This window comes from Shewanella sp. GutCb (assembly GCF_002836135.1).
In the GTDB taxonomy this organism is placed as follows: Bacteria; Pseudomonadota; Gammaproteobacteria; order Enterobacterales; family Shewanellaceae; genus Shewanella.
In genome coordinates this window covers 1-26965 of sequence record NZ_PJBL01000002.1, presented here as the reverse complement: position 1 = coordinate 26965, position 26965 = coordinate 1, and the positions used below count along the sequence as shown (strand labels likewise).

The 26965-nt window shown below is 39.9% G+C and carries 19 protein-coding genes and 2 pseudogenes; 13 read left to right on the top strand and 8 right to left on the bottom strand.

What is annotated here, in order from left to right:
• Positions 1-16 precede the first annotated feature (16 nt).
• The 3 genes from CXF86_RS01910 (at position 17) to CXF86_RS01900 (ending at position 8837) form a co-directional block, all read left to right on the top strand.
• On the top strand, positions 17-3112 hold the full coding sequence (locus tag CXF86_RS01910) for a tetrathionate reductase subunit A (RefSeq protein WP_102038223.1): 3096 nt from the start codon (positions 17-19) through the stop codon (positions 3110-3112).
• A 1274-nt stretch (positions 3113-4386) separates the two neighbouring features.
• Positions 4387-5268, top strand: coding sequence for an ABC transporter ATP-binding protein (locus CXF86_RS01905; RefSeq protein WP_102038222.1), 882 nt, complete (start codon positions 4387-4389; stop codon positions 5266-5268).
• Positions 5269-5279: 11 nt separating this feature from the next.
• Positions 5280-8837, top strand: coding sequence for an ABC transporter permease/M1 family aminopeptidase (locus CXF86_RS01900; protein ID WP_102038221.1), 3558 nt, complete (start codon positions 5280-5282; stop codon positions 8835-8837).
• A gap of 677 nt (positions 8838-9514) precedes the next feature.
• On the opposite strand, the gene CXF86_RS01895 is transcribed toward CXF86_RS01900, so the two are convergent.
• From CXF86_RS01895 to CXF86_RS23175, 6 genes and pseudogenes are all read right to left on the bottom strand, one after another.
• Positions 9515-9988, bottom strand: a complete 474-nt coding sequence (locus CXF86_RS01895) for a hypothetical protein (RefSeq protein ID WP_102038220.1) — start codon at positions 9986-9988, stop codon at positions 9515-9517.
• Positions 9989-10000: 12 nt separating this feature from the next.
• A complete protein-coding gene (locus CXF86_RS01890; protein ID WP_102038219.1) occupies positions 10001-12154 on the bottom strand; it encodes a S8 family serine peptidase in 2154 nt (717 codons plus the stop codon).
• 1231 nt (positions 12155-13385) lie between these two features.
• Positions 13386-13475 (bottom strand): annotated as a pseudogene (locus CXF86_RS22565) (transposase); the annotation flags it as partial.
• 387 nt (positions 13476-13862) lie between these two features.
• On the bottom strand, positions 13863-14384 hold the full coding sequence (locus tag CXF86_RS01880; RefSeq protein WP_102038218.1) for a phiTE_072 family protein: 522 nt from the start codon (positions 14382-14384) through the stop codon (positions 13863-13865).
• A gap of 329 nt (positions 14385-14713) precedes the next feature.
• Positions 14714-17335: a TonB-dependent receptor plug domain-containing protein gene (locus CXF86_RS01875; RefSeq protein WP_102038217.1), complete on the bottom strand. Its 2622-nt coding sequence runs from the start codon at positions 17333-17335 to the stop codon at positions 14714-14716.
• Positions 17336-18278: 943 nt separating this feature from the next.
• A pseudogene (locus CXF86_RS23175) lies at positions 18279-18323 on the bottom strand (hypothetical protein); the annotation flags it as partial.
• Positions 18324-18478: 155 nt separating this feature from the next.
• On the opposite strand from CXF86_RS23175, the gene CXF86_RS01870 reads away from it, so the two are divergent.
• Positions 18479-18709 carry a helix-turn-helix domain-containing protein gene (locus CXF86_RS01870; protein ID WP_101089222.1) on the top strand — a complete coding sequence of 77 codons (231 nt, stop codon included), beginning with the start codon at positions 18479-18481 and terminating at the stop codon, positions 18707-18709.
• A gap of 431 nt (positions 18710-19140) precedes the next feature.
• Here the strand turns inward: CXF86_RS01870 and CXF86_RS01865 are convergent, their stop codons facing one another.
• Positions 19141-19377 carry a helix-turn-helix domain-containing protein gene (locus tag CXF86_RS01865; RefSeq protein WP_101089223.1) on the bottom strand — a complete coding sequence of 79 codons (237 nt, stop codon included), beginning with the start codon at positions 19375-19377 and terminating at the stop codon, positions 19141-19143.
• A 405-nt stretch (positions 19378-19782) separates the two neighbouring features.
• Between CXF86_RS01865 and CXF86_RS01860 the strand changes: the two genes are divergently transcribed.
• The 9 genes from CXF86_RS01860 (at position 19783) to CXF86_RS01820 (ending at position 26050) form a co-directional block, all read left to right on the top strand.
• Positions 19783-21111, top strand: coding sequence for a sensor domain-containing diguanylate cyclase (locus CXF86_RS01860; RefSeq protein ID WP_102038216.1), 1329 nt, complete (start codon positions 19783-19785; stop codon positions 21109-21111).
• A 254-nt stretch (positions 21112-21365) separates the two neighbouring features.
• The gene (locus CXF86_RS01855) at positions 21366-21578 is read left to right on the top strand and encodes an AlpA family transcriptional regulator (RefSeq protein WP_102038215.1); all 213 of its coding nucleotides are present in this window, start codon (positions 21366-21368) and stop codon (positions 21576-21578) included.
• Between the two features lie 484 nt (positions 21579-22062).
• A complete protein-coding gene (locus tag CXF86_RS01850; RefSeq protein WP_102038214.1) occupies positions 22063-22605 on the top strand; it encodes a hypothetical protein in 543 nt (180 codons plus the stop codon).
• Between the two features lie 50 nt (positions 22606-22655).
• Entirely contained in the window at positions 22656-22991 is a 336-nt protein-coding gene (locus CXF86_RS01845; protein WP_145992374.1) for a hypothetical protein, read from the top strand.
• Positions 22984-23652: a hypothetical protein gene (locus CXF86_RS01840; protein ID WP_102038212.1), complete on the top strand. Its 669-nt coding sequence runs from the start codon at positions 22984-22986 to the stop codon at positions 23650-23652. Before CXF86_RS01845 ends, CXF86_RS01840 begins: the two co-directional genes overlap by 8 nt.
• 75 nt (positions 23653-23727) lie before the next feature.
• Entirely contained in the window at positions 23728-24645 is a 918-nt protein-coding gene (locus tag CXF86_RS01835; protein WP_102038211.1) for a viperin family antiviral radical SAM protein, read from the top strand.
• Positions 24646-24964: 319 nt separating this feature from the next.
• Positions 24965-25105: an alpha-amylase gene (locus CXF86_RS01825; protein WP_102038209.1), complete on the top strand. Its 141-nt coding sequence runs from the start codon at positions 24965-24967 to the stop codon at positions 25103-25105.
• Positions 25106-25115: 10 nt separating this feature from the next.
• The gene (locus tag CXF86_RS22645) at positions 25116-25253 is read left to right on the top strand and encodes a hypothetical protein (protein ID WP_180960990.1); all 138 of its coding nucleotides are present in this window, start codon (positions 25116-25118) and stop codon (positions 25251-25253) included.
• A gap of 212 nt (positions 25254-25465) precedes the next feature.
• Positions 25466-26050 (top strand): recombinase family protein, encoded by a 585-nt coding sequence (locus tag CXF86_RS01820; protein ID WP_102038208.1) that lies wholly within the window; start codon positions 25466-25468, stop codon positions 26048-26050.
• Between the two features lie 86 nt (positions 26051-26136).
• Here CXF86_RS01820 and CXF86_RS22640 read toward each other — a convergent pair.
• Positions 26137-26965, bottom strand: an 829-nt coding sequence (locus CXF86_RS22640) for a hypothetical protein (protein WP_180960989.1), incomplete at its 5' end; no start/stop codon positions are given.

Below are 26965 nucleotides of genomic sequence, written 5' to 3'. Positions count from 1 at the left end.
TAAAGAGGATTTCACTATGGACAACAAACGTCGACAATTTTTGAAATCAGGCCTCGCTGTTGGTGGTCTGGGCGCTTTTTCAGCTGGATACGCTGGCACCACTAAGCATCTGGTAGAAGGGGTTATCGAAGGAACATCGGGCAAGAAAACCCGCGATATTCACCACGGCAACTCGTTAGAACCCGAGTATCAAGTCAATAAAAATGGCAACCTAATTCCAAATCATAATCAGCGAGTTGCGCCATCAATGTGTTTTGGTTGCTGGACGTTGTGTGGACTCCGTGTACGAATCGATAATCGTACCGATGATATTTTGCGGATCAGTGGTAATCCCTACCATCCGTTATCACATCAAAATCCCATTCCTTTCAATACTCCGGTAAAAGACGCTTACCTGAGTCTAACGGGTGAGTCAGGGCTAGAAGGTCGTTCAACCGCGTGTGCTCGCGGAAATGGCATGCTTGAAATTCGCAATAGCCCTTATCGTATTACCGAGCCGTTAAAACGTGTTGGTAAGCGAGGTGAAGGCAAGTGGCAAAAAATTAGCTATGAGCAGCTAATAGAAGAAGTCGTTGAAGGCGGTGATCTCTTCGGTGAAGGCCACGTTGACGGCCTAAGAGCGATACGCGATATCAATACACCGATTGATGCACAAAACCCTGAATATGGCCCAAAAGCCAATCAGCTGTTAGTCACCAATGCGGGTAACGAAGGGCGAGATGATATTTTAAAGCGCTTTGCGTTTAATAGCTTTGGTACCCGTAACTATGGCCATCATGGGTCGTACTGTGGGTATGCTTTCCGAGCGGGGAGTGGTGCCTTTATGAATGACCTTAAAAAGTTTGCTCACCTTAAGCCTGACTTTAATCATGCTGAATACATTATTTTTATTGGCATGTCACCAGCGCAAGCGGGTAATCCGTTTAAGCTACAGGCTCGCCAATTGGCAAAAGCGCGTACCGATGGCAACCTGCAGTACACGATCGTTACGCCCAGCTTGCCGGCAGGTTCTTCTAGCCTAGCGGCGGGGGATGATAATAATTGGCTGCCGATTAAGCCCGCTAGCGACTCTGCGCTGGTGCTGGGCATGATCCAGTGGATCATTGAGAATGAACGTTTTAATAAAACGTTCCTCGCGCAACCGGGTGTTAATGCCATGAAGCGTGCGGGCACCGCGCATTGGTGCAACGCCACGCATTTGGTCATCAGTGATGACAAACACCCTCGTAACGGTAGCTTCTTGCGTGCATCGGATATAAGCATGCCGTTTGAAGGTGAAGCCCACTCTGAGACGGACCCTTACGTGATTGTCGACGCAAAAACTGATGAGTTTGGCTTGCATACACAAGCTGACGAAGCGGCACTTTTTGTTGACTGTGACGTTGCTTTGGCTAATGGTACTGTCAGAGTGAAATCGTCGCTACAGCGACTCAAAGATGAAGCGTTTAAACATGATCTGAGTTTTTACAGCCAGCAGTGTGAGATAGCCGAAGCGCAAATTATCGCGTTAGCAACTCGCTTTACCAGCCATGGCACTAAAGCCGTCGTCGACACCCACGGTGGTAACATGCACACCAATGGTTTCTATAATGCCTTTACGATCATGATGCTTAATGCCCTTGTCGGTAACGTTAATGTCAAAGGTGGCGCAATGGCAAGAGCAGGGGGGTATCCTACATCTGCTAAAGGCCCACGTTATGACTTTACTCAGTTTGAGGGCAAAACAGCGCCTAAAGGTATCTTCCTCTCACGCAGTAAGTTTCCGTATCACAAGACCAGTGAATATAAACGCCGCGTTGCAGCCGGAGAGTCTCCTTACCCTACACGTGCGCCTTGGTATCCTATCTCGGCGCCATTATTAACTGAGCATCTTTCTGCGGCAATTGACGGTTATCCATATCGCGCTAAAGCGTGGATCAACCACATGGCCAATCCAATGTACGGTGTTCCCGGCCTAAAAAACCTACTCGAGGACAAACTTAAAGATCCTAAGCAGCTCGGGCTAATTGTGTCAGTTGATGCGTTCATTAACGAAACCACCGCACTGTCAGACTATATGGTCCCAGACACAGTGACCTATGAAAGCTGGGGAATGACCGCACCGTGGCACGGCGTACCAGTGAAGGCCATTACCGCCCGTTGGCCAGTTGTTGAGCCTAGAACAGCTAAAAGTAAAGATGGCCGCTCAATCTGTTTAGAAAACTTTTTAATTGATATTGCTAAGAAAATGAAATTAGGTGGCTTTGGTGATAAAGCTATTCCTGATAGCAAGGGCAATTGGCATGGCATTCACTGCGCCGAAGACTTTTATCTGCGCTCAGCCGCTAACCTTGCGTATGTAAAAGGCGGTGTACCAGAGGTATCAGCAGAGGATATTGCTTGGTCAGGGTTAGAACGTTTAATGCCGGCAATGCAGAAAACCCTCACGGCTGACGAGATGAAACGGGTTGCGTATATTTTTGCCCGTGGAGGACGTTTTGAAAATGCATCTAATGCGTATCAAGACGACACCATGAAGCACAAATGGACTAAGCCGCTCGCCATCTGGAATGAGAAGGTCGGTACCTCTAGAAACACGATGACGGGCGAATTCTACAGTGGTTGCCCAACTTGGTATCCTCAAAAACTCAGTGATGGTACGCCGTTAGATGAAAAGTATCCGCCTAAGGAGTGGCCATTTAGTTTGACTAATTTCAAGTCAAATATTCACAGTTCGGTGTCTAACCTTTCTCCACGTCTGCATTCGATTAAAGGCATTAATCCGGTGTATATCCATCCAATTGATGCTGAAAAATCGCAGATTCAAACCGGTGATAGGTTCATCGTTGAAACACCGAGTGCAAGTACCGAAGCCATCGCCATGGTGCTCGATGGGATCAAGCCCGGTAGCCTTGGCTTTGAGCACGGATTTGGGCACACCGAACTGGGTGAGCGTTCACATTGGATTGATGGTAAGCAACAGCCAGTAAAAAATCGCGGCGGCGGTGATGGTGTCAATATTAATGATATCGGTCTGATTGACCCTACTCGTGAAGGTAAAGGCGTAATGCTTGATTGGGTGGTTGGCTCGGCTGCTCGTCAGTCTCTTCCGGCTAAAATTCGCAAAGCGTAATATTGATAGATATTCGGACGGTATAAAGCTCTCTGCTCTGGCAGAGAGCTTTGCTGTGCGGCTTATATTAAGACTAAGCGTCGCATGCTGTATTGATGCCTTTAATACAGAATAACCTTTAGCTTCGAGCATTCGCGAGCCTCATCTCTTATTTTCCCTGTTTTAGCCCGCGGTACCTCTGGATAACGACCAAGACCGCAACTCTTGGTGGAATAAGCTTTTACTCTACGTAAGATATTGATTCTATTGTTTTGCAGAGATACAAGAAGCCCCGATAGTTTCGTACCGAGGCTTCCTGTATTTGGTGGTTCTGTGGGGTTTGGTGTAAGTTATTAAGTTACTGTATTCCGATTGATTTTTATCATGTTGTTTTGATGGCTGTTACATCGGGTGTTCCGTTTAAGGTAGGTCACTTTGAATGATGATGGAGTTTTTTTAAAACTCGGAAAAAATCATCAGTGACCTTCCTCGTACTAACGCTAGTAAGTGAACAACCTTCAATCTCATAAAGTCTAATTTTATGTACTTTATAGTTCCTGATAGTACTCGCACCATTAGAGTCAGGAATATAGACTTTGTTGAGCAAGCACAAGAGCCCCTTTTGATAGAGTTGTGATCTTCACTTTGAATCAGGTATTACGCTAAAAACTGGGATTGAAAATTTGTTTGATCGTGACTTACCTGATGGAACTACAGGCTCGGGATCAGGTTTTGGGTCTTATGATAATGTGAGGCGTTTGTTCTATACAACAGCGAGTTTTAAAATCTAAATGAGATGATTTGAAATATATATTATTGAGTCATAATAATTTTGCAAACTAATGTTTGCACTTTTTCACCCCCAATTTCGAGTGTAAATCACAGGGTGACAGTCTGATTTTTGTTCGCAGACAAAGCAAATGTTTAACACTTAGGTATCGGTTAAATATCGACTAAAAAACAGCCAGATAGCGTGGTCATTTGAGTTCGTTTCAAAGCGTTTATTCTTTTACTACAAGCGTGTATTAGGCGCTTATTTAACACGTTTAAATAGCCTGATACTAAAAGCATTATTCTTTAGCGGAAAGAGTTGAACAAAAACTAAGCTCGAAAGATCAACTGCCCCTTATACATTCCGTAACAAAGTCAGATTGAATCAGTAAATAAAAGAGATTAGCATTCATTTTCATTTGGTCAAATAATAGCTCAAATCTTATTTTATCGTGAGTCCCCTATAACATTAATGATAGGTGGTGCTTTGGCGGTATTTTATTCTCAAGGAACAAGAGGCACACATGTTAACTATCACCAATTTAAATAAAACATATGACAATGATGTTAAAGCACTTGATGGCGTTAATCTCAATATAGACAAGGGAATGTTTGGTTTGCTCGGGCCAAATGGTGCAGGGAAATCGTCATTGATGCGTACTATTTCAGCTCTGCAAAGTGCAGATTCTGGAAGTATTATTTTTAATGGCATAGATGTCATGGCCGATCCGCAAGCACTGCGTGAAACCTTAGGTTATCTCCCGCAAGATTTTAATGTCTACCCACGTATAAGCGCTTATGACTTATTAGATCATTTGGCCATATTAAAAGGGCTTAATAACCCTAAAGTTCGCAAAGAATCAGTTGATGGTTTACTTGCTCATACTAATTTATATCAACATAAGAATAAGGCGGTCAGTGGTTTTTCCGGTGGTATGCGTCAACGTTTTGGTATTGCGCAGGCGCTGATTGGCGATCCCAAATTGCTTATCGTCGATGAACCGACCGCAGGTTTAGATCCTGAAGAACGTAACCGTTTTCATAACTTGTTAGTGAGCCTGGGTGAAGAAAAAGTGGTTATTCTTTCAACCCATATTGTCGAAGATGTCTCTGAACTTTGCGCTAACATGGCGGTGCTGGCGTCGGGTAAAATTTTACTTGAAGGTAACCCATTACAATTAGTCGAGGGGTTGGATGACAAAATTTGGTCTAAGACGGTCAGCCAAGCTGAGGCCGCGTTACTGGAGTCTGAGTTATCAGTCATTTCCAAACGTTTGTTAGCTGGTCGAACTGTTCTGCATGTGATGTCTGATACATGTCCAGAAGGTTTCACAGCTGCCCGTGCCGGTCTTGAGGATTTGTACTTTTCCACGCTTCATCGTCACCGTAATGGTCAGGCAGCATAAGGAGAAGAACTATGTTGTTATCTATGGTGAGATTTGAGTGGCGTTATTATTTACGTCAACCGTCATTTTATGTGGTCGCTTCACTTTTATTTTTAGTGAGCTTTTTGTCTGTTGCTTCCAACAATATACAAATTGGTGCTGGCGGCGAAGTGATGAAAAACAGCCCCTTTAGTATTACTCAGTCGATGCTCATTATGAGCTTTATTTCGATGTTTGCGGTGGTGAATTTTGTGGGGACGACTGCAATTCGTAACCATCAGCATTTGATGGAAGAGTTGATTTATAGTAAGCCGTTATCCCCATTCTCATATCAGTTTGGCCGCTTTATAGGCAGTTTCTTGGTGGTCATTGCGGTGTTTGCTTTTATTCCGCTGGGCTTCTTATTGGGTTCTATTATGCCTTGGGTGGATGCTAGCCGTTTTGGTTCCATCTCATTACTGAACTATGTAGTGCCTTATTTTCAATTGGCGCTGCCCAGTTTATTATTAATTTCGACCTTGTTTTATGCGATGGCTATCAAATTTAGGTCTTTGATGGCCTTATATCTTACGGCTGTGGCAATGCTGGTGCTTTATACCTTAACGGGTGAAATGGCGGGTCAGCCACAGTATCGTACCATCGCTGCATTACTTGATCCCTTTGCACTACGTACTTTTGCTGATGTCACTCGTTATTGGACCATCAGTGAAAAAAATACTCAGCTGGTGGAATTGTCAGGGATCATGTTGCAAAACCGCTTATTGTGGCTAGGTATTGCTGCGGTATTACTCGGGTTTTCTGGCATCTTTAGTCAACCTAAGTTAACTAAGCAACGTGAAAAGAAGTCTTTGAAAGCCGGTACACTTCCCAAGCTTACACCGCTATCACAATTGGCCGTGGCGACGCAGCCAAATGGCCGTTTGCAGTTTTGGACGCGAGTAAAGTTTGAAGTTCGCCAAGTATTATTGACAGCACCTTTTGTGGTCTTAGGGGCCTTAACAGTATTTAACTTAATTGGCCCGATGTTTACTGACTTTGGGTGGTATGGCACCTCAAACTGGCCATTGACACAAGACATGGTTAACAACATTGCCGGTGCTACGGGCCTATTAATGACCATAGTGCTGATTTATTACAGTGCTGAAATTGTTTGGCGTGAACGCACATCGGGCATGGGGGATATTGTTGACAGCATGCCGGTGTCTAATTTGAGCTTTTGGAGTTCAAAGTTGGTGTCCGTTGTTATCGTAATGACCCTGCTTTATTTACTGGCCATGTGCACCACGATTGTATTTCAGTTAATTAAAGGCCAGAGCAATCTTGAGTTGTCGCAATATATTATTCGACTTGGATTTTATTATCTTGTGCCTTTGATTATGTCCGCGGTGCTGGCATTTTTCCTGCAAGTGCTGAGTCCGAATAAGTACGTAGGTATGGGCCTGTTTGTTGGCTATTACTTAACGACGTTTGTGATGTCCAGTTGGGGTTTTGGTCATAGTTTATATAATTTTGCTCAGGCACCCACCTTAGCTTACTCCGATATGAATGGTTACGGTTGGGGCTTGTTCACCCAGAGTATGTACATGATTTACTGGGGAGCGCTAAGCGTAGTCTTATTTGTTTTAGGCTATGGCTTGTACCACAGAGGGCCACAGCAGAGCCTTAAGACGCGAATGAACTTGTTAGGCTACCAATTAGGTGGCGGTGGCAAGGTTATAGTGGCAAGTGCTCTTGTTGTGTTTCTGGGCATGGGGAGTTACTTATTTTACCAAACAAAAGTGCTAAATGAGTACCAAACTGCAGATGAAAGCGCCGATTTACAAGCAGACTACGAAAAAGCGTTCAAGCAATACCAAGGCTGGCCTATATTAGTGACGACAAAAGTAAATGCTAATATCGATCTTTATCCTGAAGCCCGTAAAATTGTGGCGAACATTAAATTTGAATGGCAGAACAAGTCAGATAAGCCAATCGAAAAAATGTTAGTACAATTGCCGGAACATACACGTGCAGACACAGTAAAGATCAATATTCCTCATTCAACTCTAGGAGAGTTTGATGACCGTTACCGCAATACTTGGCTGACTTTCCAAACGCCGATTATGCCAGGAGATAAAGTACAAGGGGATATTCAATTAACCCGCGAGTCAGTCGGGATTGCCGAATCAGGCTTTGATTTCACGGTTGTTGAAAATGGTACTTTCATTAATAATTTTGAGTTATTACCGGCATTTGGTTACCAAGAAGGTTATGAGTTGTCAGATCGTCACGAGCGTAAAAAGCGTGACTTAGCTGAAAAACAGCGTGCTAACAAGCTTGAGGATGATCGCTTTTACACGCAGAACTTTTTTGGGGCCAATGGTGATTTTATTCAATTTGAAGCCACCATTTCGACGGTTGCTGACCAAATAGCCTTAGCACCCGGATACTTACAAAAACAGTGGAAGAAAGATGGGCGGCAGTATTTTCACTATTTGATGGACAGTCCAATGGTGAATTTTTACGCTATTATTTCGGCACGTTATCAAGTTAAACGTATTGAACATAAGGGCATTGCGATTGAGGTTTACTATCACCCAGACCACCCTTGGAATGTCGATCGCATGATCGAATCAGTGGAAGATTCTATTGATTATTACACTCAAGCATTTGGGCCTTATCAGCATAAGCAAATGCGGATCATGGAGTTTCCGGGTTACCGCAGTTTTGCTCAAAGCTTTGCTAATACCGTGCCTTATTCTGAGCGTATTGGTTTTATTACCGACTTACGTGATGAAGACAATATTGACCCCGTGTATTACGTAACGGCGCATGAAGTGGCACATCAGTGGTGGGGGCATCAAGTGGGGGCTGCTGACGTACAGGGCAGTGCTGTTATTTCAGAAACCTTATCTCAGTACTCTGCTTTGATGGTGCTGGAAAAGAAATATGGCAAGAAAATGATCCGTAAATTCCTTAAATATGAATTGGATCGATACTTACGTGGTCGGTCGTCTGAATCGATAAGAGAGATGCCGTTATTGCGTAGTGAGAACCAGCAATATATTCACTACCAAAAAGGCTCTGTGGTGATGATGGCGATTAAAGATGCTATAGGGGAAGATAGGCTTAATGATAACTTGAAGGCATTTTTAACACGTTATCAATATCGTAATGATCCTTTTCCAACCACTTTGGATCTCGTCCGCTACCTTAAACAGGGGGTCGATAAGGAACAAGCGCAGTTTATCGAAGATTCATTTAACCAGATCATATTATATGATTTACGTTTGACGAATGTAGTGATGACTCAATTGGATAATGGCAAAGTACAGTTGGACTTGACTATTCATGCTGGTCGTAAAGCTGCCCAAGGCAAAGGTGAGGAATCTGAATTACCATTAGATGCCTTAATTGATATTGGTGTATTTAGCGCCGATCCTGACAACCTTAAAAATGACAGTGAAGTGCTGCTATTAGAGAAGCATAGACTTGTTAGTGGAGAGAATAACTTAACTTTAGTCCTTGATGGTAAGCCAAGCTATGTAGGGGTTGATCCCTTTATTAAGCTGATTGACCGTGATGCGAAGGATAATATCTTTAAGCTTTAATCGGTTCTTTAACGTAAAACTGACGCTTAAAGCGTCAGTTTTTTACGGATAGAAATTTGATTGCGGAAAATGGACTTACTTTGCTTAAATGAAATGGCGTGGCAATTCATTACTGTGTAGCGAAAAGGAAGTTTGTCAGTATTGGCCTGACTAAGTAGCCAGCTTCAATGTCATACACACATAACTTGCATGTTTCATGGGGACGCATTACGTCTAAAATTGGCTATTTAATGCTTTAAGTCAGCTTAGATTAATCAACGTAATAAAGTTACCTTAAATTGCAGCTGGACTTGGTATAAGTACAACGGCACTTTTGACATAAACAGTTAAAAAATCCGTAGATTCACCTGATGATTAAAATGGGTGGCCTATTAGCCCCATTAATCTGAATAATGAACTCAAAACCCAGATCATGTTTAATGAAGTTAAACAGTGCGGTATCACCAAAGCTCTATCTGCCACAACTGTCACTGTAACGTCCTCTGTTACGAGTCCTCTTAGCTTAACCATAAGTTTATCTTTATGGTTGTTTCTATTAGTCCATTAAAAGTGAATTTGTTTTTTGTTGTTTTTGTGTACCCTCTAAGTGATTAATGAGTTCTAATTGAAAAATATAATCACAAAGAGGGTTGATATTAAATGTATTATCTCAAATTCAGATTATTGAAACTTATCTATCACTGGATTTGATATTTGTTAGTCGATTTATCCAACTTAGCTCTAATTACACGGTCATCTTTTTTAATTGATTCGAGCAATTTAACTAAGTCAGCATCAGTTTTAGGTGTGTAAATCCCTAAGTTAGACTCCGTATTCATAGAGATTGAAAGGTCGTGGTCATTAGCAAAATCTTCAGATGAAGCATTATCAAATAGCTTAATAACAAGATCACCCGTGACTATCGATGGTTGAGATAAACGGTCAAAGATGATTTGGCCTTTAGTGAGTGTATCTGAGCGAATAATGGAATCACCTTGCTGCACTTTGTACGCTCCTTCTGTAGATGATGTGCGGTCAACTAACTTTTGTTCATTTGTTTTGGTTTCATTCATATTTAGCTTTTCAGCTATATCCGACTCAGCGAATGCTACCGTCCCAGCAAAGGAGGTAAGTAATACTGATAAGCAAATAACTACTTTAAATTTTTTCATTTGTAACTCCAATTAGCTAGCTGCATGACCATGGAAACGGATAGACCAACCTTTAAGTAGTCCGTTTGCATCGTTAGGTATATCAACGACCTTATCATTGGCGGCAGGATTCTGAGCTGTACCTACTCTATATTGAGTCCAAAAACTATATTGACCGCTATTAACGTCAGTCACTTTAAGGGTCCAGTCGCCAGCCGAATCTTCACCATAAAAAGCATTTGATAGCATTGGGGTATCCACATAACCAGTAACGATTTCATCAGGATCCGTTTCATCAGCGACTCCTTGGAATGTGAAACCGTTGTAAGGTGTCATTACCATGCTATGAGTGCCTGATGGAGATATAAGTTCGATAGCTAAGTCAGGTAAGCGCTTATGATCAATGTTTAGCTCTATTTGAACCCCCTCAATAACTAGGTTGTCTAGAACTGAATTAGCATCCGTTACGCCACTCGGGTTAGCATCCGGAATAGCCTTATCTAATTTGTCTTTTGTAGTCCAATCACTAATTACGTAATCGCCTAAATCAGCTTTATAGGTTCTAGCAAGATTTACTGCGGCTGTTGCGTCTACGCGACCAAAGCCATATAAGTTATTGAAATGGTACCCTGCAGCATTTTTTACCCATGCTCCCATAGCTTCAAAATCAGCTTTACCTGCAACATCTATCATTATTGGTGATTGGTCTGGATTAATTTCAACTGAAGTTTTAGCTAAAATTTCACGAACATCACGCCAACCCAAATCGGGATTAGCACTCAATATCAATGCAATAACACCTGCTACACTAGGAGTTGCAGCTGATGTTCCATTCATTGTTGATGAATAGTTACATTGCTCATTAAGAGGATGGTCCCCGCCCATGAATCCTGTACTGGGGCGATCATTAGTGGTAGCGCTACCTTTTGCACAGGTCATTCTATCGGTCGTCACCATGGCAGGAGCATCAGTACCGTACTCACCGCCAGCACCAGCGACAAACACATTAGAGCCAACTGATGAATAGCTTGATAATTGGCCGACTGCATTTGTCGCGCTAACAACTAAATTGAACAAGTTAGTATTATCTGGTGACATATTGGCGTTATGGAAAGGTAAACCATGATTGTTATCTTCACCTTTAATCACAGCGATACTTGGTGCCCAGTAAGCATTTTGGAATTTGAAGTATTGAAATCCGTTACCAGCGGCTTTAACAAATAAAGCACCTTTACCATCAGGTCCATGCTTAACAACATCTAGCATCAGTTCATTTTCATCTTCTTCAGTGGTAAACGGCAGTGTCGGTGAATAACCGTAACTTTGGTTAAACACTCTTGCGGTATCGCTAAAAGCACTTTTACCATGGGATTTAGCGAAGTTGGCAAACGTCTGTACACCTGCAGCACAAGTTAAGAAGTTGCTTAGTGTTGGATGAGCACATAGTGGATCTTGGTCTAAAAAGTTGAAACCAATTAAACTTGCCTCTGGTGCAACACCACGCCCCCCAAAACCGTTCCAGCCCTCGGAAGCAATAATACCGCTCACCTCAGTACCATGAGCAGCACTATCAGCAAAAGGCGTTGGATCATTAGTTCCGGTAATTAAGTTGTACGACCCTCCAACAATCACATTATTTTTCAAATCTTCATGGGAGATTTCTACGCCGTTATCAATAACAGCAACAATAATACCTTTACCGGTAGCACCGCTTGAAATAGCGCCCTCTACATTTAGATCGTTCCCAGTTAGACCGCGACTTAAAGAAAATGAATTCTGCGCCGTGTTTTTTAAGTGCCATTGTTGAGTGTATAGCGGATCACCGCCATCAATGTTAATAGTCAGCTCGGAGACCGAATCTTTATTGACTCCATCACTAACTTTAAAATCGATGACCTCAGCACCTTCGCTAGCCGAAGTAGTGTAGGTGAACGTGCCTTTAGCGGCATCAGTTATGAGTAACTTACCAAGCTTAATTGAATCTGGATCAACGATAGAGAAAGTAACATCACTATCTTCATCGTTCCCAGTCAGTGTACCTGTAACGGTAACTGACTGCTTTGCACTAACGGTTACATCAGAGCTTGTAGGTGACAAAATGTTCTTTTTAGTATCACTATTGTCACTACCACAGCCAGCTAAAATAGCTGTTGTAATGCAAATAGAAAGTATTGTTTTTTTATACATCTTTAATACCTTTCCCTTTAATAATTAACTTTCTTCCCTTCTTCGATTTATACGAAGCGATTTCAATGTAAAAGATATAAAACCACACCCATAATTAACAGGTGTAACAGAATGTATCTAGTTCTGGTCGTTTACATTTCGTTCACACAAAGGCGTAACTTAAGTTGTTGCTATATAATTGATTGTTGATATTGGCTACACAAAAATATAACAAAGATTAATTTTATTTTATCTATTTAAGGAAGAGGTTTTCAGTGAGCTTTGGAATGGATTTTGTTTCTATAAGTTATAATCTGAATGAAACTTTATTGTAGCTAGATTGCAAGGAGCTTTATAAACCAGTATTTAGATTTAATATACAACTAGCACGATTATTTATACATTATACATTAGTGATGTAATTGTTAATGTGAAGGGTAGGTTACAGAAGACTGTATTTATATTTTAAAATAAATTAATAGGGTTTTTATTAACAGCGTTACAAGGAGGCGGTAACTCATGCCTAGAAGTAGATCTAGATTAGCTAGTGATATTTTTTAAATCTAAATTTGTTAACATTAAGCTGGGAGGGCAGAAATAGCGCGGTGATACAAGGTATAAAGTAACATTGTATCTAACTAAAGTGTTCAGATATTAACTTTAAATATTTTTTACATATGACTAAGATTTAAAAGTAGACATTTGATATGTCACAAAACTAATATCTTCGCTTAATAAGTTGCACGTCTTCAAATAACGGAGGTAACCATATGAAAGATAAACCTCAAAATAATGGGTTACCTTCTGCTTTTATTTGGCTTATGGTCGATTGTTTTACAATCGATAACGCTTGTCAGTACAGCAATGTTTATCATGACGAATGTGCAGGCCCAACATCAAACATTATACTAGTCGTTTGTCTGCAACAAATTGAAAGTACAACTCCACCGTTTTATCTACAACCAGTAGTTGTTTGGCAACGTAGCCTAGAGCGACTCTCAAGGTCGGTACAAACTGTCAATCGCAGACACCAGCCATGTCCTCTTCATGTAAGTGATAATAACTTCAGGCATGCAGATCGCGACTGCTATAGTGACTCACAATGTTTCACTCAAGAAAACTATGATGGAAAGCACCACTTCAATCAGCGTGATGACGGAAGATCAATTAAAGCTAAATATCCATCCCACCCTAGACGATACAATTGACAAGCTGCCTGGCGTGCAGGCTACTCTTTTCGGAGCTGGGGCAAGTCGGCAACATCTGCGATTTTATAACCACGCTCAGTGATCTGTTTAACGGCTTCAATTTTGAATTCACCGGGATATCGTGTTCCGCGCACGTAACATCTCATATTGTTGGTTCATTATAACTCTATGAAGTGTCTACTTTTCTAGGGGCTTACCAATCATTTGAATATTTATGAGCAGTAGCTAACTATCGCTGAGAAAATGGATAGCACTGTCAATTAATATCAGATCATTAAACAGGTGATGAGCTTTCACTTCAACAGTTCTTTGACCTAATGCTACTTTTTAAGCAATTGTTCGGTAATTGCTTAAAAAGTTGAATTTGATTATGTGGCGGAGGACCATGAGGAGTCTATTCCATCAATTTATAGCGGTTCGCTCTCAGTTTGTGACAGACCTGTATAAGTACCAATAGCCTGTATTATTGATTGGTATAGAAAATAATAACTGCTCACTATTTTTAAAATTTGAATTATCGACTAAGTTGCAATATCTGTCTTATATTTAATTAGTCCATCTCTCAATGTTTTAGTTATTTGACAAAAAGCATCCCATTCAGGATTTACTTTAGTGGGGAAAAGTTTTTCCAAACAATCATCTTCATTTAAATAACTAAGCATTTCTTTACTAATTCTATTTCTAGCCGTACTTATTTCATTAGCTGAAAAGTTATTTAATTCTAGAGTGAGTTCATGGTGTTCGCCATGAACTTTAGAAGCTGTTTTTTGAATTGTTCGGAGAGCCTCTACATCATCATCTATCAATTTTTTAGGTCCTCCAGAATTTTTTGATAAAAACTCATCATTAATTGAAATAACAAAACTAATTATATCTGTCTTCATGGCCGCCCATGTGGCTGAATAATACTTGTCAATATGATAAAAATCTATTTGACTCACTCCTGGTAATATGTTTTTAATTGTTACGTCGATAGGTTCCATGAATTGAAGATCATAAATTTTTATATTTACCTGATTTTTGTTTGAATGTTTTATTTTCATGATATTAGCTCTTAAAAGTTTTTAACTGACATGTAATCAATGGGAAGTTAAGTCTCATGCTGTGAATGCTCCAATATAATGCCTAAGCATCATCATCAATATTTAATTTTCGACCGCAGCCTACCTATACTAGAGTTTGGGATTTTGTATCCTGCAATTAGACATCACAAGGAAGCTCCTTTCATATTGAATTTCATCTGTCTGTTGGGCACGGTTGAAGAGAAGAGGTCCCCAGCCGAGATAAAACAGAACTATCGGCTAAGGACTTCAGCTAAATGGTTAAGAGAGTATAAGATAACTAGGTAGTGACATAGTGAAAACCACTTACTTTAGAACGTCTGAGTGTACGATAAGTTATAAGTACGACCGTATAGGTTATATAAACCCTTATCGTAATCAAGACTTGAATCTAAAACAGGATCTTCATTTGTTAGGTTACGTATACCTAGTGATACCTTACCATTCCAAGAAGTGTTATACCCATAACTAGCATCAAATGTAGTTTGTGAGCTAAGCAACCCGACTTGGCCAAAGGTTTCAGGATCAGTTCTCTCTGTTTGGCCGTCAATATAGTGCATGACTACCGCCGCAGAGTGATCGCCCATCATCCAATCGACCGTACCTGTTGAACGTATCTTAGGTAATCCGTTACGACCTATCTTGTTATGGACTGGACCATCGAAGTATTCTTCTTCGCTGTAGTCTAAAACGTAAGTGGTATCGAGGTTAACGCTAAAGTCACCGATAGACGTTTCTAAGTCACGATATGATAGATTAAAATCAAGTCCTGACGTTGACAAGCTATTACCGTTAACTAATGGCGCTGTAGCTTCTGATATCTTGCCGCTAGCAGTATCACCATAACGCTTAATATTACCCAACTTAAGATTACCGTACCCGACTTTAGTTTCTTCGCTCAGTAATGAGTCAAGAGAGACTAACGTGATAACGTTATCTATCTTAAGGTCATAGTACTCAACTTTAGCACTAAAGTTCTCCGTGAAATCATAGATAGCCCCTAGATTGTAGAAATCAGAGGTTTCAGCTTCAAGATCGGCATTAGCTGTTCGCGTTACGTCATATTGCTTAGCTTTACACTGTGCAACAGCAGTACCCACCTGTGCGCAATATTGATAATCGGTCGCTGTATCTGCGCTGAACGAATCAGCAGCATGTAAATCAGCTAATGATGGTGCTCTAAAGCCTTGACCCCATGACGCACGTAATACTAAATCATCAGTAGCTTTGTATCGTAGTGATACTTTAGGCGTGACAGCATTACCAAAGTCAGAGTATTTGTCATAGCGTAAAGCCGCATTCATTGATAAATCATCAGTGATAGGTAATGTAGTCTCACCAAAGAAAGCATATACATCACGCTCACCTGATGAACCATTACCAGCAGAGCCGATAATCTCACCGTTAGCTGATTCCGAATCTACAGCAGATGTATACTTGTAATCCATGAACTCAGTACCGAAGTACCAACTCATATCACCGCTACCCATCAAATCAATAGCATCAAAGTTAACACCAGCGTTAACACTTTGGAATTCCATAGTGTCTTTCTGGAATATGTCATGAGTGATAGAGTCAATAACTTCCTTGCTGTTACCCTCTGGACCAAAGTTAAACTTACCAGCCGCCGCCAACGCTTCTACCGTTGGACGATGGACATAACCTGTACCGTTATTGCTATTTTCAGCTAGGTTATAGTGATATGTAAAGTCCCAGCCTAGAGCATCATGTTCACCAACAAAACCTAGTTGAATATCCGTGCTGTGGTCAATAGTTTCAGAGTCACGAGTACCTACACCTGTGAAGCGATATAAAACCGTACCAGCATTTTTATTTTTGGTGGTGTCTACATATTTACCATCAGGACCATAGTTTTTAACGTCTACCACTCCCGCGCCAACTGCGAATTTTCCCGGTGCTGGTGCATAACGCCCAAAAGTCTTATTACGAGAGAAAATACCTTGCCCCTCGAAACGAACTTCATCAGAGATTTGATACTCAGCATTTAAATAACCAGCATCAAACGTTCTCGCCGCGTGGTCTGCCCCCTTTGCCGTATAGTCATAACCACAAACATGATCACCGTCACCAGCATCATAGATATGACCATCACCAACCATATCGGGATTGTCGCAGCCTGCTAACGGACTTGTTACATAAGTTGTTCCGTCATTGAAGTTACGCGCATAGGTAGATACACCCGTTGTATCAGCGTACTTAGCAGCATCAGTATTGGACGATGAAGAAAACCAACGATCATGTTGGTAGATAATCTCGCGTTGCTGGTGCTCAAGAGAGAAAGTAATATTACCTTTATCACTTGATACACCACCAATAACGTGTGCTTTCCACTCTTCGCCGCCCGGCTGCTCTGGATCTGTTTTAGTAGCGGATAGCTGTAAGCCCTCATAACCTTTCTTGGTAATGATATTAATCACACCCGCGATAGCATCAGAACCATAGACAGCACTTGCACCATCACTAAGGATCTCAATCCTATCAATACCCGCAGTAGTGATAGCATTTAAGTTTACAGCGGTACCACCCAAGGTAGGCGACCCCGGCATTCTCTTTCCGTTAAGTAGAACAAGTGTGCGCTCTGAACCCACACCACGCAGATTAACAGAGGACTGAGATTGCGCCGAACTACCTGAACGCTCAGAGAACGATCCAAAGGTGTTTAAATTGCTACTACGAAGTAAATCAGCAACCGTCATTTGTCCTGTTTTGGCGATATCATCAATACTAATAGTGGTTACGGGTGAACTCCCCTCCATATCAGTGCTCTTAATACGAGAACCTGTTACTTGTATACGTTCAACTTGTTGTTCACCATCAGCCGCATAAGCGCCCAAAGAAGCGACGGCCGTTGTAACAGCTCCTGCCAGGAGTGTAATACGAATCCCGAGTGTAATTTTATTTGCATGAAACATTAGCATCCCCAATTAGTTTTTTAGATTTATTCGTTATGAACCGAGCTCAATATAAAGATACAAAAACAAAAGCATCACGTAACAAATGTTTCAAATTGTAACCAAGGTCTAAATGTTGCAGAGATGTTACTCTAAATATAAAATTCAAGTTATTGGTATATATATTGTTTTTTTATTCATAAGATTAGGTAACGATAGGAAATTAATGTTTATTAATCTATGTTGTCTGATCTTTGTGTTTATGTTGGTTAGTTGTGGTTTTTATGTTTTTATTTACCAAGCTTGTAGGGAGCAGGCATGATTACATTTTACTTCAGTTAATACTGGTAAGATTCTAAGTTTGATTTTTATAACGGGTTGATTTTGCTTTAATTATTTAATCTACACCGCTTTACCTGTATTTATATGAAATTGTTAGAGTCGATATTGAGCGGAACGACGAAAATAATTATAAAGAGTAGGTTGGACGTCTCGTAAACTTTACCCGAATAAAAACTAAGTTTGATATGTATTTCAAATCAGGTTTATATATCTATTGCTGTTTTTAATAGAAATATTAATGTAAGAGTTAATAGGTATTGATAGAGGGTTTTTAAATAGAAGAAAGATTCACTCTGCAGCCATAGGAATGGAGAGGCATACTACAAAAATCATCTTTACAGCCTTTAGTAAAGGTAAGTATAAAATATTAAAGTTTCTTATATAAAAGGAAATCTCCATTTTTAATATATAGTCAGCATTATTCATTCATCGATGAAATTTATAGGCAAACTTTGAATGATGTAGTTGAATACTCAACTTGGATACCTCGTTTGAGATTGATGTGCGGTAATTAGGTCATGCTAAGTTTTTAAGTGAATGAGGGTGACAAGACAGCTTATGAGAGGGGAGTGGTAGGTGAAGGGAAGGGAAGGGACTATCTAGTTTGCTCGTATATTGTTTTTTAAGATGTAGGATAAATGGCAATGTACAAATAACCATGACAGCCTAAGGTATCAGCCTCACAGGTGAGCCCACCGTGCGAAGGCTAATGCAACGCTGCCACCTGGAATTAAGGAAGCCAGTGATGCTTGATTTTCAAGTCGCTTGATGATCTCAGGGAAAGCATCATTGAGTTGCTGACCTTGTTCTGGAGATCTCTGTGTGAATAATGATGAAGTGTTAAAAGTTAGCCTAGCGTTCGGTAAAGCTTCGTCGTATAGAGCTAGGTTTAATCAAGAGGAGTTGGCTGATAAAGCAGATTTTGCACGTTATTTAGTATCTGGTATTGAACGAGTTGTTGCGAAAGCTACAGTCACTTCGGTGTGGAAACTAGCTACAGCTCTTGATTGTAAACCTTCTGATATTTTGGTCGTTGCAGAACGATTATATTAGTGTTCGAAAATGTCTTAATGAGAATGCTAAATAGTGAGTTATAAGGCCTAGTGTAGAACTAGAACAGTTTAGCTGCAGTCATAAGTAGACGTTTTAGTGAACGTATACAGTGGTGAATTTCAATATAAGTACTGAGCTTTCAAACTGAATAACTAAAAGGGAAAAGTGGAATTATTGGTCAATAATCGATTTGAGAATGAGTACTACTTTGGAGGATTGGATGTGTAGCCATCAGTTCGGGGACTTGCAGCAGTACGTTCATGTGGCCTAGATTTGGGTTGTATATTCTAAAGATACTAATCTATTTGATAATGAGACTGAAGTAGCTCTATAAAGCGCAGAGCTACCTCTCTGACATTTTTACAATATAAATATTTCCGCTTATACACAAAAATAATGCTATAGAATTATCTGTTATAAATAGTGAGAAGTTAGTGCTCGCTAAAAACCTTCAGAAACTCATGTGCGGTTGTTCCGCAAGCAATACACACCCGTTCTAACTCCAAAATTCTAAGTTGTCGTTCACCACTTTCGTATTTCGATACGAAACTTTGTGGTTTGTCTAACTTTTGAGCTAATTGGCTTTGATTTAAGTACACATTTTTACGCATATTTTTCAATGCGTTACGTAGAGATTCCTCTCTGTCTGACCATTTTTTATTTTTCATGATCAAATGATATTTCAGATTGAAAAGTATCCCAAAATAGGATATTTTGATTTCATTGTTTTTATATGTAGCACTAAGACTCCTCCTGCATTAAAGGAATAAATTTTGAAGTACTTTAAGTTTAGGCTGTTATCTAGAAAAAGAGGGGGTAAATGCCCTGATTGCGTTTTTTTGTGGATGGTTTCTAGGGAGTAAATACCCTGATTTCGTTTTTTTTGTGAATGGTTTCTAGGGTGAAAATGCCCTGATTATGGTTTTGGCTAATGGTTTCTAGGGAGTAAATGCCCTGATTACGGTTTTTGGCGAATGGCTTCTATTGTTGCACTTGTGAATTTGAGCTGTAGTGTTCTATTTTGCAAGAAGAACTCTAAATGAGGCTGTGTTTGATTGCATAGATGAGTAGTTATGATGTTGAATAAGCTCTTTGTTTTTTTGTTTATAATTATACTGTTTTTGGCTACTGAATTTATAGTTAGTTCCTTAGACAAAGTAAAAGATGAAAAGCATTTATCTAATGTTGTTGCTGATCTAAATAAAGCTGTAAAGGCCATTTTCAATGGTGCATTGATTTCATCTGAGGTCTTAAAAGAAATGATTGAAATATCTGATGGCAAAGGTATTACATTAAAAAAATTCAATCTGGCAGCTAAACAACTAACTGAAGGTTATAGCGATGTAGAATCAATAATCCTTCTGCCAAATGGAGTAGTCTCTTATGTTTACCCTTATGATGATAATAAAAATGCAATTGGTCATGACATTCTAAGTGGTGAGGATATAAAGTTAGGTTGCATGGAATCGATATTAAAAAAAGATGTTAGTATTATCGGTCCAGTAAAATTAGTTCAGAATGGAAAGCAAGCTTTTATCGTTAGAAGAACTGTTCGAACGGATAATGAATTTTGGGGATTTATATCTTCAATAGTGTATTTAGAGTCAATAAATAATGTTGTGGATAATGTACTGTCAAAACATGGTTTTGATAATTATTTAGTCTTAGGGTATAACCTTGGTTGTAAGGGGAAGAATGAAAAGTTGATAAGCTCAAAGGGGAGGTTAGAAGGTTCATTAATAAAGGGTGTGGTTGGTTTTTCTAATGTTAAATGGGAACTATCTGTATCTAAGGTTAATTCAGGCATTTATTTTAGAACCCTTGTGTTCCTCTTACTTTTGGCTCTGTTTTTATTAGTTTTGTTGCCTATAAGATACTTCAAAAAATATCAAGGCAGTGAGAAACAAAAGTTTATATTTGAGAACGAGGCTCATACTGATTTTTTAACTGGTTTGCTAAATAGGCGTGGGTTTGAGCGCAAAATTAAAGCTTTCCATAGCGTAGTGGATTATGGTTCTATTGCCATCTTTGATATCGATTTTTTTAAGAAAATAAACGATAAATATGGCCATGATGTTGGTGATGGAGTTTTGGTAGGCTTTGCTAACTTTTGTATGGAGCACGTTTCAGATAAGTACGTTTTATGTAGAAGTGGAGGGGAAGAGTTTATACTGTTAATGCCTATAACTAAAATTGAACAAGCTAAAGAGATATGCGACCAGTTAAGGTCGATGGTTTCAAAGGAAAACTTTGAAGTTGAGGGCTTGAGTTTAGAAGTGAGAATTAGTGTTGGTACTGCAGGTTACCGAGATACCAACGAGATTAAGAGTGCTCTGACTTTAGCTGATAAGGCGTTATATAGAGCTAAACAAGAAGGAAGGGATCGTGTTTGCGTTAGTTAAACTCCCTTCACTACGTAGTTAATTATACAACGATGATTAATTATGTCGTTTGATTAAACTTCTTTACTAGTACTGGTTGACTACTACATCTATACACTGAGTTGATATAGGTTTAATAAATCTTTGAGGTGACGGATTACCTGAAGTGGAAGCTGGATCATAAAAGTTGATTGGCTGTACACTGAGTAAAGGCGTTATAGGTTAAAAATTACTGGCACTGGTTATTGAATGAAATTAACAACCAGGACCTAATCATGAAACTAATCAGACTCAAAGATGTAATCGGATGCACCGGCTTAGGACGTTCAACAATCTATAAGTGTATTGAAGAAGGGTGCTTCCCTAAGTCTGTATCATTAGGTGACCGGGCTGTTGCGTGGGTCGAAAGTGAAGTGCAAGAGTGGATATTGGAGCAGATTGAAAAACGAGATTTAAAGACTAAAAAAGCAGAGTTAGCGACAACATAAATGGAGAGCCTTTTCAGCTATCCATAAGTTTGGACTAAAAAGCTTTAGCTATCAGATTCAACAGCCCACTTATTATCCAACGATGACTTCCAGCAAGAACAGTTCTGCTATTGGCTTGTGCTTAACAAAATCAAACATAACTCTGCTCCTTTAATACTTGATAAATACCAACGCCAACCGCAAAGCCAGTAATAAGAGCTATAGGCATAAAGCCTCCTAATCATTCCTTAAAGTAAAAAAGCAGCTGGTGGCATGGTGTCCACCAGCTGCTTTGTTATGTCGTTATTGGTTACGGCATAAGGATGATATATGGCTAAAAAATGTTTGAGGTAGATATTGGAGGTGCACGTTACTACATAACCAGTTGGCTACATTAGTCATTAGTGTTGTAAAAATGTGTTAATTAAAGCGTGGACTGTACCTATCACATTGTTTAAAATAACAAATGTATTTCAACGGTATACATTTTCCCATGGACGGTAGTATGAATTTTTTAAGTAAACTAGATCAGTTTGTTACCAGCGTAGTGTCATGGCTCATTAATAAAGTCAGCTTTGTACTTGTAGCACTCGCGGGCATTCTAACAATCATTTCAGTCCCCATTTCCTTTCTTGAATATAATGAAGGTTTTGCTGACCTAGATATTTTAGAGACCTCGCTTATTGCGCTTTTTTTTATTATGGTTTGGCGTTTTGTTAAAGTGTCCCGAACGGTAAAGTTGAGTTATTGGTCTGCAATAAAGCGTTTGTTTATTATTCTGGCTTTAGGGTTCCTGTTTGCATTTTTTATCGAAGCATCATTCTTGTTAATGCAGTTGTACTCTCAGGGAAATCTCAGCACTGCCTTTTACGAGCAACAGGCTGAGTGGATAGGATTTTTCGATGCGGCGCTGTTGGTGGTATTACTTTACGGTTTAGTCCCCAAAAATAGTGAAAACTTGCAAGTGAACACTGAAGCTACAGAAATTGAATCACCTGAACCTGTAATGCCTAAAGATGATACTCCTTCAGGAGTGAATCCCGTATGAGATATAAAAAAGTAATAATTATCTGTGCTTGCATAAGCTTGAGCGTTGTTATGCCGGTAAAGGCAAAACAAGCTCTATTTGGTGATGATGGCGAGTTTTTAGTGCAGGCTTGTCAAGAGGCGGTAAGTGTTTACAAAAGCCGTGATGAACAAAGGCAACTGTCATCCGTTAGAACGTCCATGTCAGAAGCAATGCGGGCTGGATATTGTATTGGTGTTTTACAACAGTACATAAAACAGAATTCGACTTGTTCCTATAGTCGTTATCGGAAAAGTAATTGGTACACATTGGCGCAATCTATTGCTGATATCTCTTTTGGCGTTAATGCGTGGGAAAACACAACGACAGCAACAACACTATTAGAAAAGGTTTATTGCGATGGATAGTGGGATCACAATACCTGATGCAATTTTCAAACTGTTTTCTATCCAGGTAGCGAAGGATAGCCAGTTTCTAAAAAATAAAGCCAATTCATTAGTTCGTAATGGGCTTATCAAAACAGTTCAAGATAAACATGTACAACGCTCAACCATATATCTAAAAGATAAATCTCAATTAACAGTTCTGCACAATGCTTTGATCATCAATGCCATCTACCTAGATCCCAAAGAGGTTAAGCGTATTTTTGAAGATACTGCTTATCGGGCTGAGTGTGCTGAGACGGTAAATACACTGCTGTCTGATATGACGAGCTTAATGGGAATTGCACTCCAAAGTCCTATGGTGTTAGAGCTGGTTAATGCACTACGTTCAGGTGAAAGCCTGTATCACACCAAGCTGCCTAATCCCTTCTCTAAGTTGCCACAAGTTGCACTGGGGAGTAATACCGGACTATTACAGGCTCTATTGGTTCAGTCTTCAGTCTTAAAGACGTCAGATACAGTGCTCATGGCTTATCTGCAGAAAGACTGGAAAAAGGCCAGTGAGCTTTGTAGCCATTTAGATGAATCAGTTCTAGGTATAAAGGAGCTTAAGCAATCTATAGACTCTCAGTTGCAGGAAGCTTGTGATTTTGATGATTTGCTTGACCAGATGAGAAATTTTTAAAAAGTAACAATAAATGCTTGTTAGTGCATTGCACTGAATGAATCTGAGTTTGTTATCAACAAACGGAGATTCACAATGCAAACAAATCAAGTCCAAGAACTGGTTATCAACTTTCACATGACTGAAGCGTGCAATTACCGATGTGGTTATTGCTATGCAACATGGGATAACCATGTTCTTTCATCAGAACTACACCACGCCGAATCACAAGTGAGTGCGCTACTTAGTCGATTGGCTGACTATTTCCTTTCAGATAACCCATTAAAAACACAACTCGGCTATCAAGCAGTACGGATTAACTTTGCTGGTGGCGAGCCCATCATGCTTGGCAGTCGTTTTATAGAAGCTTTGCTCTATGCTAAATCACTTGGGTTTAATACTTCCATCATCACCAATGGGCACTTCTTAAGTGCTCAAATGCTAAACCGTGTCTCAACACATATCGATATGCTTGGGATCAGCTTTGATACTGGCGACTATCTGTTAGCAAGCACGATTGGTCGGCTTGATAGAAAGGGAGACTGGTTATCGCCTGACAAACTGATTGAAATCTGTCGTACGTATCGAGCTTTAAATCCAGCAGGAAAACTCAAGCTCAACACTGTCGTTAATGCGTTTAATTGGCGAGAAAGCCTGTTAAGCACGATTGAACAGATCCAACCAGATAAATGGAAGTTGTTAAGAGTACTTCCGGTACAGCAACAAGACTGCACAATCACAGATGAGCAATATCGGGCTTATGTCGACCGCCACCAAGCACTGTCAGGCTTTATTGTGGAAGAAGATAACGATGCGATGTGGCAATCCTATCTCATGATAAATCCCGACGGCTGTTTCTACCAAAATAGTTGCGATGGTGCGGGGCACGCTCATAGTGAACCTATTTTAGATGTCGGGGTAGAAAAGGCGTTTAAGCAGATCAGTTTTAATATTGATGCGTTTTCGCGCCGCTATCAATCTTCAGTTAGTACTAGTACTTCCCAAAGCTATTAAAAATACAGTTTAAACAAGGCTGGAAAAACGCTTTGTAAATCGGTTTTTAAGCTTAGGGATACTTATGAAAAAATACAGCAGCGATAAAAATATTAACAATCTTGTTTATCAGATGATTAAGCAAAAAGGATGGGAGGAATATCGTCATACGCGGCATCTTATCTTACAGTCATCTAATGGGCGAAAGCTGACAGTACCGGGCTCACCGAGTGATAGAAGGGCATTTAATAATTTTAAAAGTGATGTTCGGCGATTACAGGGGGGTTAGATGGCTAATTCCCCGGTAATCAAACTAACTTAATTATTAAGGATATTTAAAATGAGCAACCACAAAAATAAGTCGGACCAACCTAATAGCAATCAAGGCACCACAGGGACCAATAAAGCGCATCAAAAAGTATTGGATAATCGTAGCCAACAACTGGACCCTAAAAATCCACGTTATCAAGGTAAAAAATAAGGAGATTACCATGCCAGATACTTCTGATATGTCCCAGGAAGAGTTAGATTCTTGGTCCGATATCAACAATCCCAATAACGATGCAGATATGGATGAATGGTCTGATATCCATAACCCCAATAATGATGACTACATTGGAGATGATTAACGCTAATTAGCGAGTTGTAATCAATCTAGAGCCTATGAGCGGTGTGCATGCACGTCGCTCATTTACTTTTTAAACTGAATATTTAACATTCGTATATTGATACCAGTGTTCCTTATTAGATATCGGTATCATAAAATTAGGGTGTATCTTTTATGGTACTTTAATTGTATGATACCCCTTTATTTGATACCTCCTACAAAAGAGAGTGACCAATGCGTATCTTTTCTTATTGCCGTGTTTCTACAACAGAGCAAACCACCCAGAATCAGATTCTTGCTATCCGACAAAAAGGGTATGAGGTAAATGATGCTCGCACTATCAGTGAAACGGTCTCAGGTTCCGTTGAGGCAATGAAACGTGAAAAGTTCAAGATGCTCATCAATCACCAGATGGAACGTGGGGATATGCTGGTGGTACTTAAATTAGACCGTTTAGGCCGCGATAACATTGATGTACAAAACACCATTAACCTACTTACAGATAAAGGTATCAAGGTTGTCTGCTTAGATTTACCTGTAGCAGACCTCTCAAGTGCTGAGGGTAAGTTGATGCTGCAAATGTTCTCGGCCTTTGCCGAGTTTGAGCGTAACCGAATCAGAGAACGAACAAAAGAAGGGCTTGAGAGAGCTAAGGCACAAGGAAAAAAACTGGGTAGACCACAAGCTAGCGCCACCACCGCTTCAGTACAAGCTAAAAAAGCGGTGGGCTTATCTCAATCTAAAGTGGCAGAAGCGTTAGGTTTGGGAATCGCAACAGTGAAAAGGCACTGGAATAAACTACCAAATCCAAGTAACTAGATTGTTTTAGACGAATAGTATAATTTCTTGCGGTAAGATATTTCTGTCAATGCGCATTTGCTTAATATCGGCGTATTATCACTTTGCTAATAGCCATATAGGGCTTCATCCTTAAAGTGCTCTAATATCTCGTTTGATGAAGTGAACTTGACCTTGTCAAGGTTATAAGGATCAACATCAGCGAAAAGGAAGTGTTTTAGTTTTTCTAAGAGTTTACTTCTGCATTCAATAGCCCAGGTTTTCCTTAAATCATCAAACTTAATATCGGGATTAATTTTCTTCACCTCTGCATAGAATTTAACAACATGCTGTGTTAATAAATCATCCGGACTTTTGTCATCAAGATATACCTTCCAATACTGTAGAAAAGCGGCATCGGTTGTAATAAGTTTCAAAGCTGTATAAATAGGGAGATTGTTCACATCACTAGAGTTTTCAAATATATGACGATAGAACTCACTAAGTGATTCTAATATCTCGTCTGGGGTCACCGTATTTAGAGGGGACATCACTCCCCAAAAAGGAGACCGATTAAAAATATCTATTCCCTGTTGAATATTAGCCCCATAGCATGCTGCCATTACGATTATGAGATTTCCTTTAGATAATGAATTCAACTCTCTAAGTTTATCGCAAAGCTGCCTCCAAATTATAGTTTCGCCTGAATTTAAGACTATTCCACTTTTATCTGACGTACCGTGAACATCTAGCTGAAGCACAGGGAAGACACGGTTATATTTCGCTTCGTGGATGAGAGTATCAATATGAGTGAATAGTTCTTCTTTTGTAGTTATTGACACATAATCAATGGCAACGCCTTTTCGATGAGATAATTCCATCATCTTGATGTCTTCAATTAAAATCTGCCCTGTTTTTCGGTCTTTTTCACTGAGAGATTCGATGATTTGTATTTTA

Excerpts from the sequence above, each read along its gene's own strand:
- CXF86_RS01910 (WP_102038223.1), top strand. The coding sequence starts at position 17 with ATGGACAACAAACGTCGACAATTTTTGAAATCAGGCCTCGCTGTTGGT.
- CXF86_RS01905 (WP_102038222.1), top strand. The coding sequence starts at position 4,387 with ATGTTAACTATCACCAATTTAAATAAAACATATGACAATGATGTTAAA.
- CXF86_RS01900 (WP_102038221.1), top strand. The coding sequence starts at position 5,280 with ATGTTGTTATCTATGGTGAGATTTGAGTGGCGTTATTATTTACGTCAA.
- CXF86_RS01895 (WP_102038220.1), bottom strand. The coding sequence starts at position 9,988 with ATGAAAAAATTTAAAGTAGTTATTTGCTTATCAGTATTACTTACCTCC.
- CXF86_RS01890 (WP_102038219.1), bottom strand. The coding sequence starts at position 12,154 with ATGTATAAAAAAACAATACTTTCTATTTGCATTACAACAGCTATTTTA.
- CXF86_RS01880 (WP_102038218.1), bottom strand. The coding sequence starts at position 14,384 with ATGAAAATAAAACATTCAAACAAAAATCAGGTAAATATAAAAATTTAT.
- CXF86_RS01875 (WP_102038217.1), bottom strand. The coding sequence starts at position 17,335 with ATGTTTCATGCAAATAAAATTACACTCGGGATTCGTATTACACTCCTG.
- CXF86_RS01865 (WP_101089223.1), bottom strand. The coding sequence starts at position 19,377 with ATGAAAAATAAAAAATGGTCAGACAGAGAGGAATCTCTACGTAACGCA.
- CXF86_RS01860 (WP_102038216.1), top strand. The coding sequence starts at position 19,783 with ATGATGTTGAATAAGCTCTTTGTTTTTTTGTTTATAATTATACTGTTT.
- CXF86_RS01855 (WP_102038215.1), top strand. The coding sequence starts at position 21,366 with ATGAAACTAATCAGACTCAAAGATGTAATCGGATGCACCGGCTTAGGA.
- CXF86_RS01850 (WP_102038214.1), top strand. The coding sequence starts at position 22,063 with ATGAATTTTTTAAGTAAACTAGATCAGTTTGTTACCAGCGTAGTGTCA.
- CXF86_RS01845 (WP_145992374.1), top strand. The coding sequence starts at position 22,656 with ATGCCGGTAAAGGCAAAACAAGCTCTATTTGGTGATGATGGCGAGTTT.
- CXF86_RS01840 (WP_102038212.1), top strand. The coding sequence starts at position 22,984 with ATGGATAGTGGGATCACAATACCTGATGCAATTTTCAAACTGTTTTCT.
- CXF86_RS01835 (WP_102038211.1), top strand. The coding sequence starts at position 23,728 with ATGCAAACAAATCAAGTCCAAGAACTGGTTATCAACTTTCACATGACT.
- CXF86_RS01825 (WP_102038209.1), top strand. The coding sequence starts at position 24,965 with ATGAGCAACCACAAAAATAAGTCGGACCAACCTAATAGCAATCAAGGC.
- CXF86_RS22645 (WP_180960990.1), top strand. The coding sequence starts at position 25,116 with ATGCCAGATACTTCTGATATGTCCCAGGAAGAGTTAGATTCTTGGTCC.
- CXF86_RS01820 (WP_102038208.1), top strand. The coding sequence starts at position 25,466 with ATGCGTATCTTTTCTTATTGCCGTGTTTCTACAACAGAGCAAACCACC.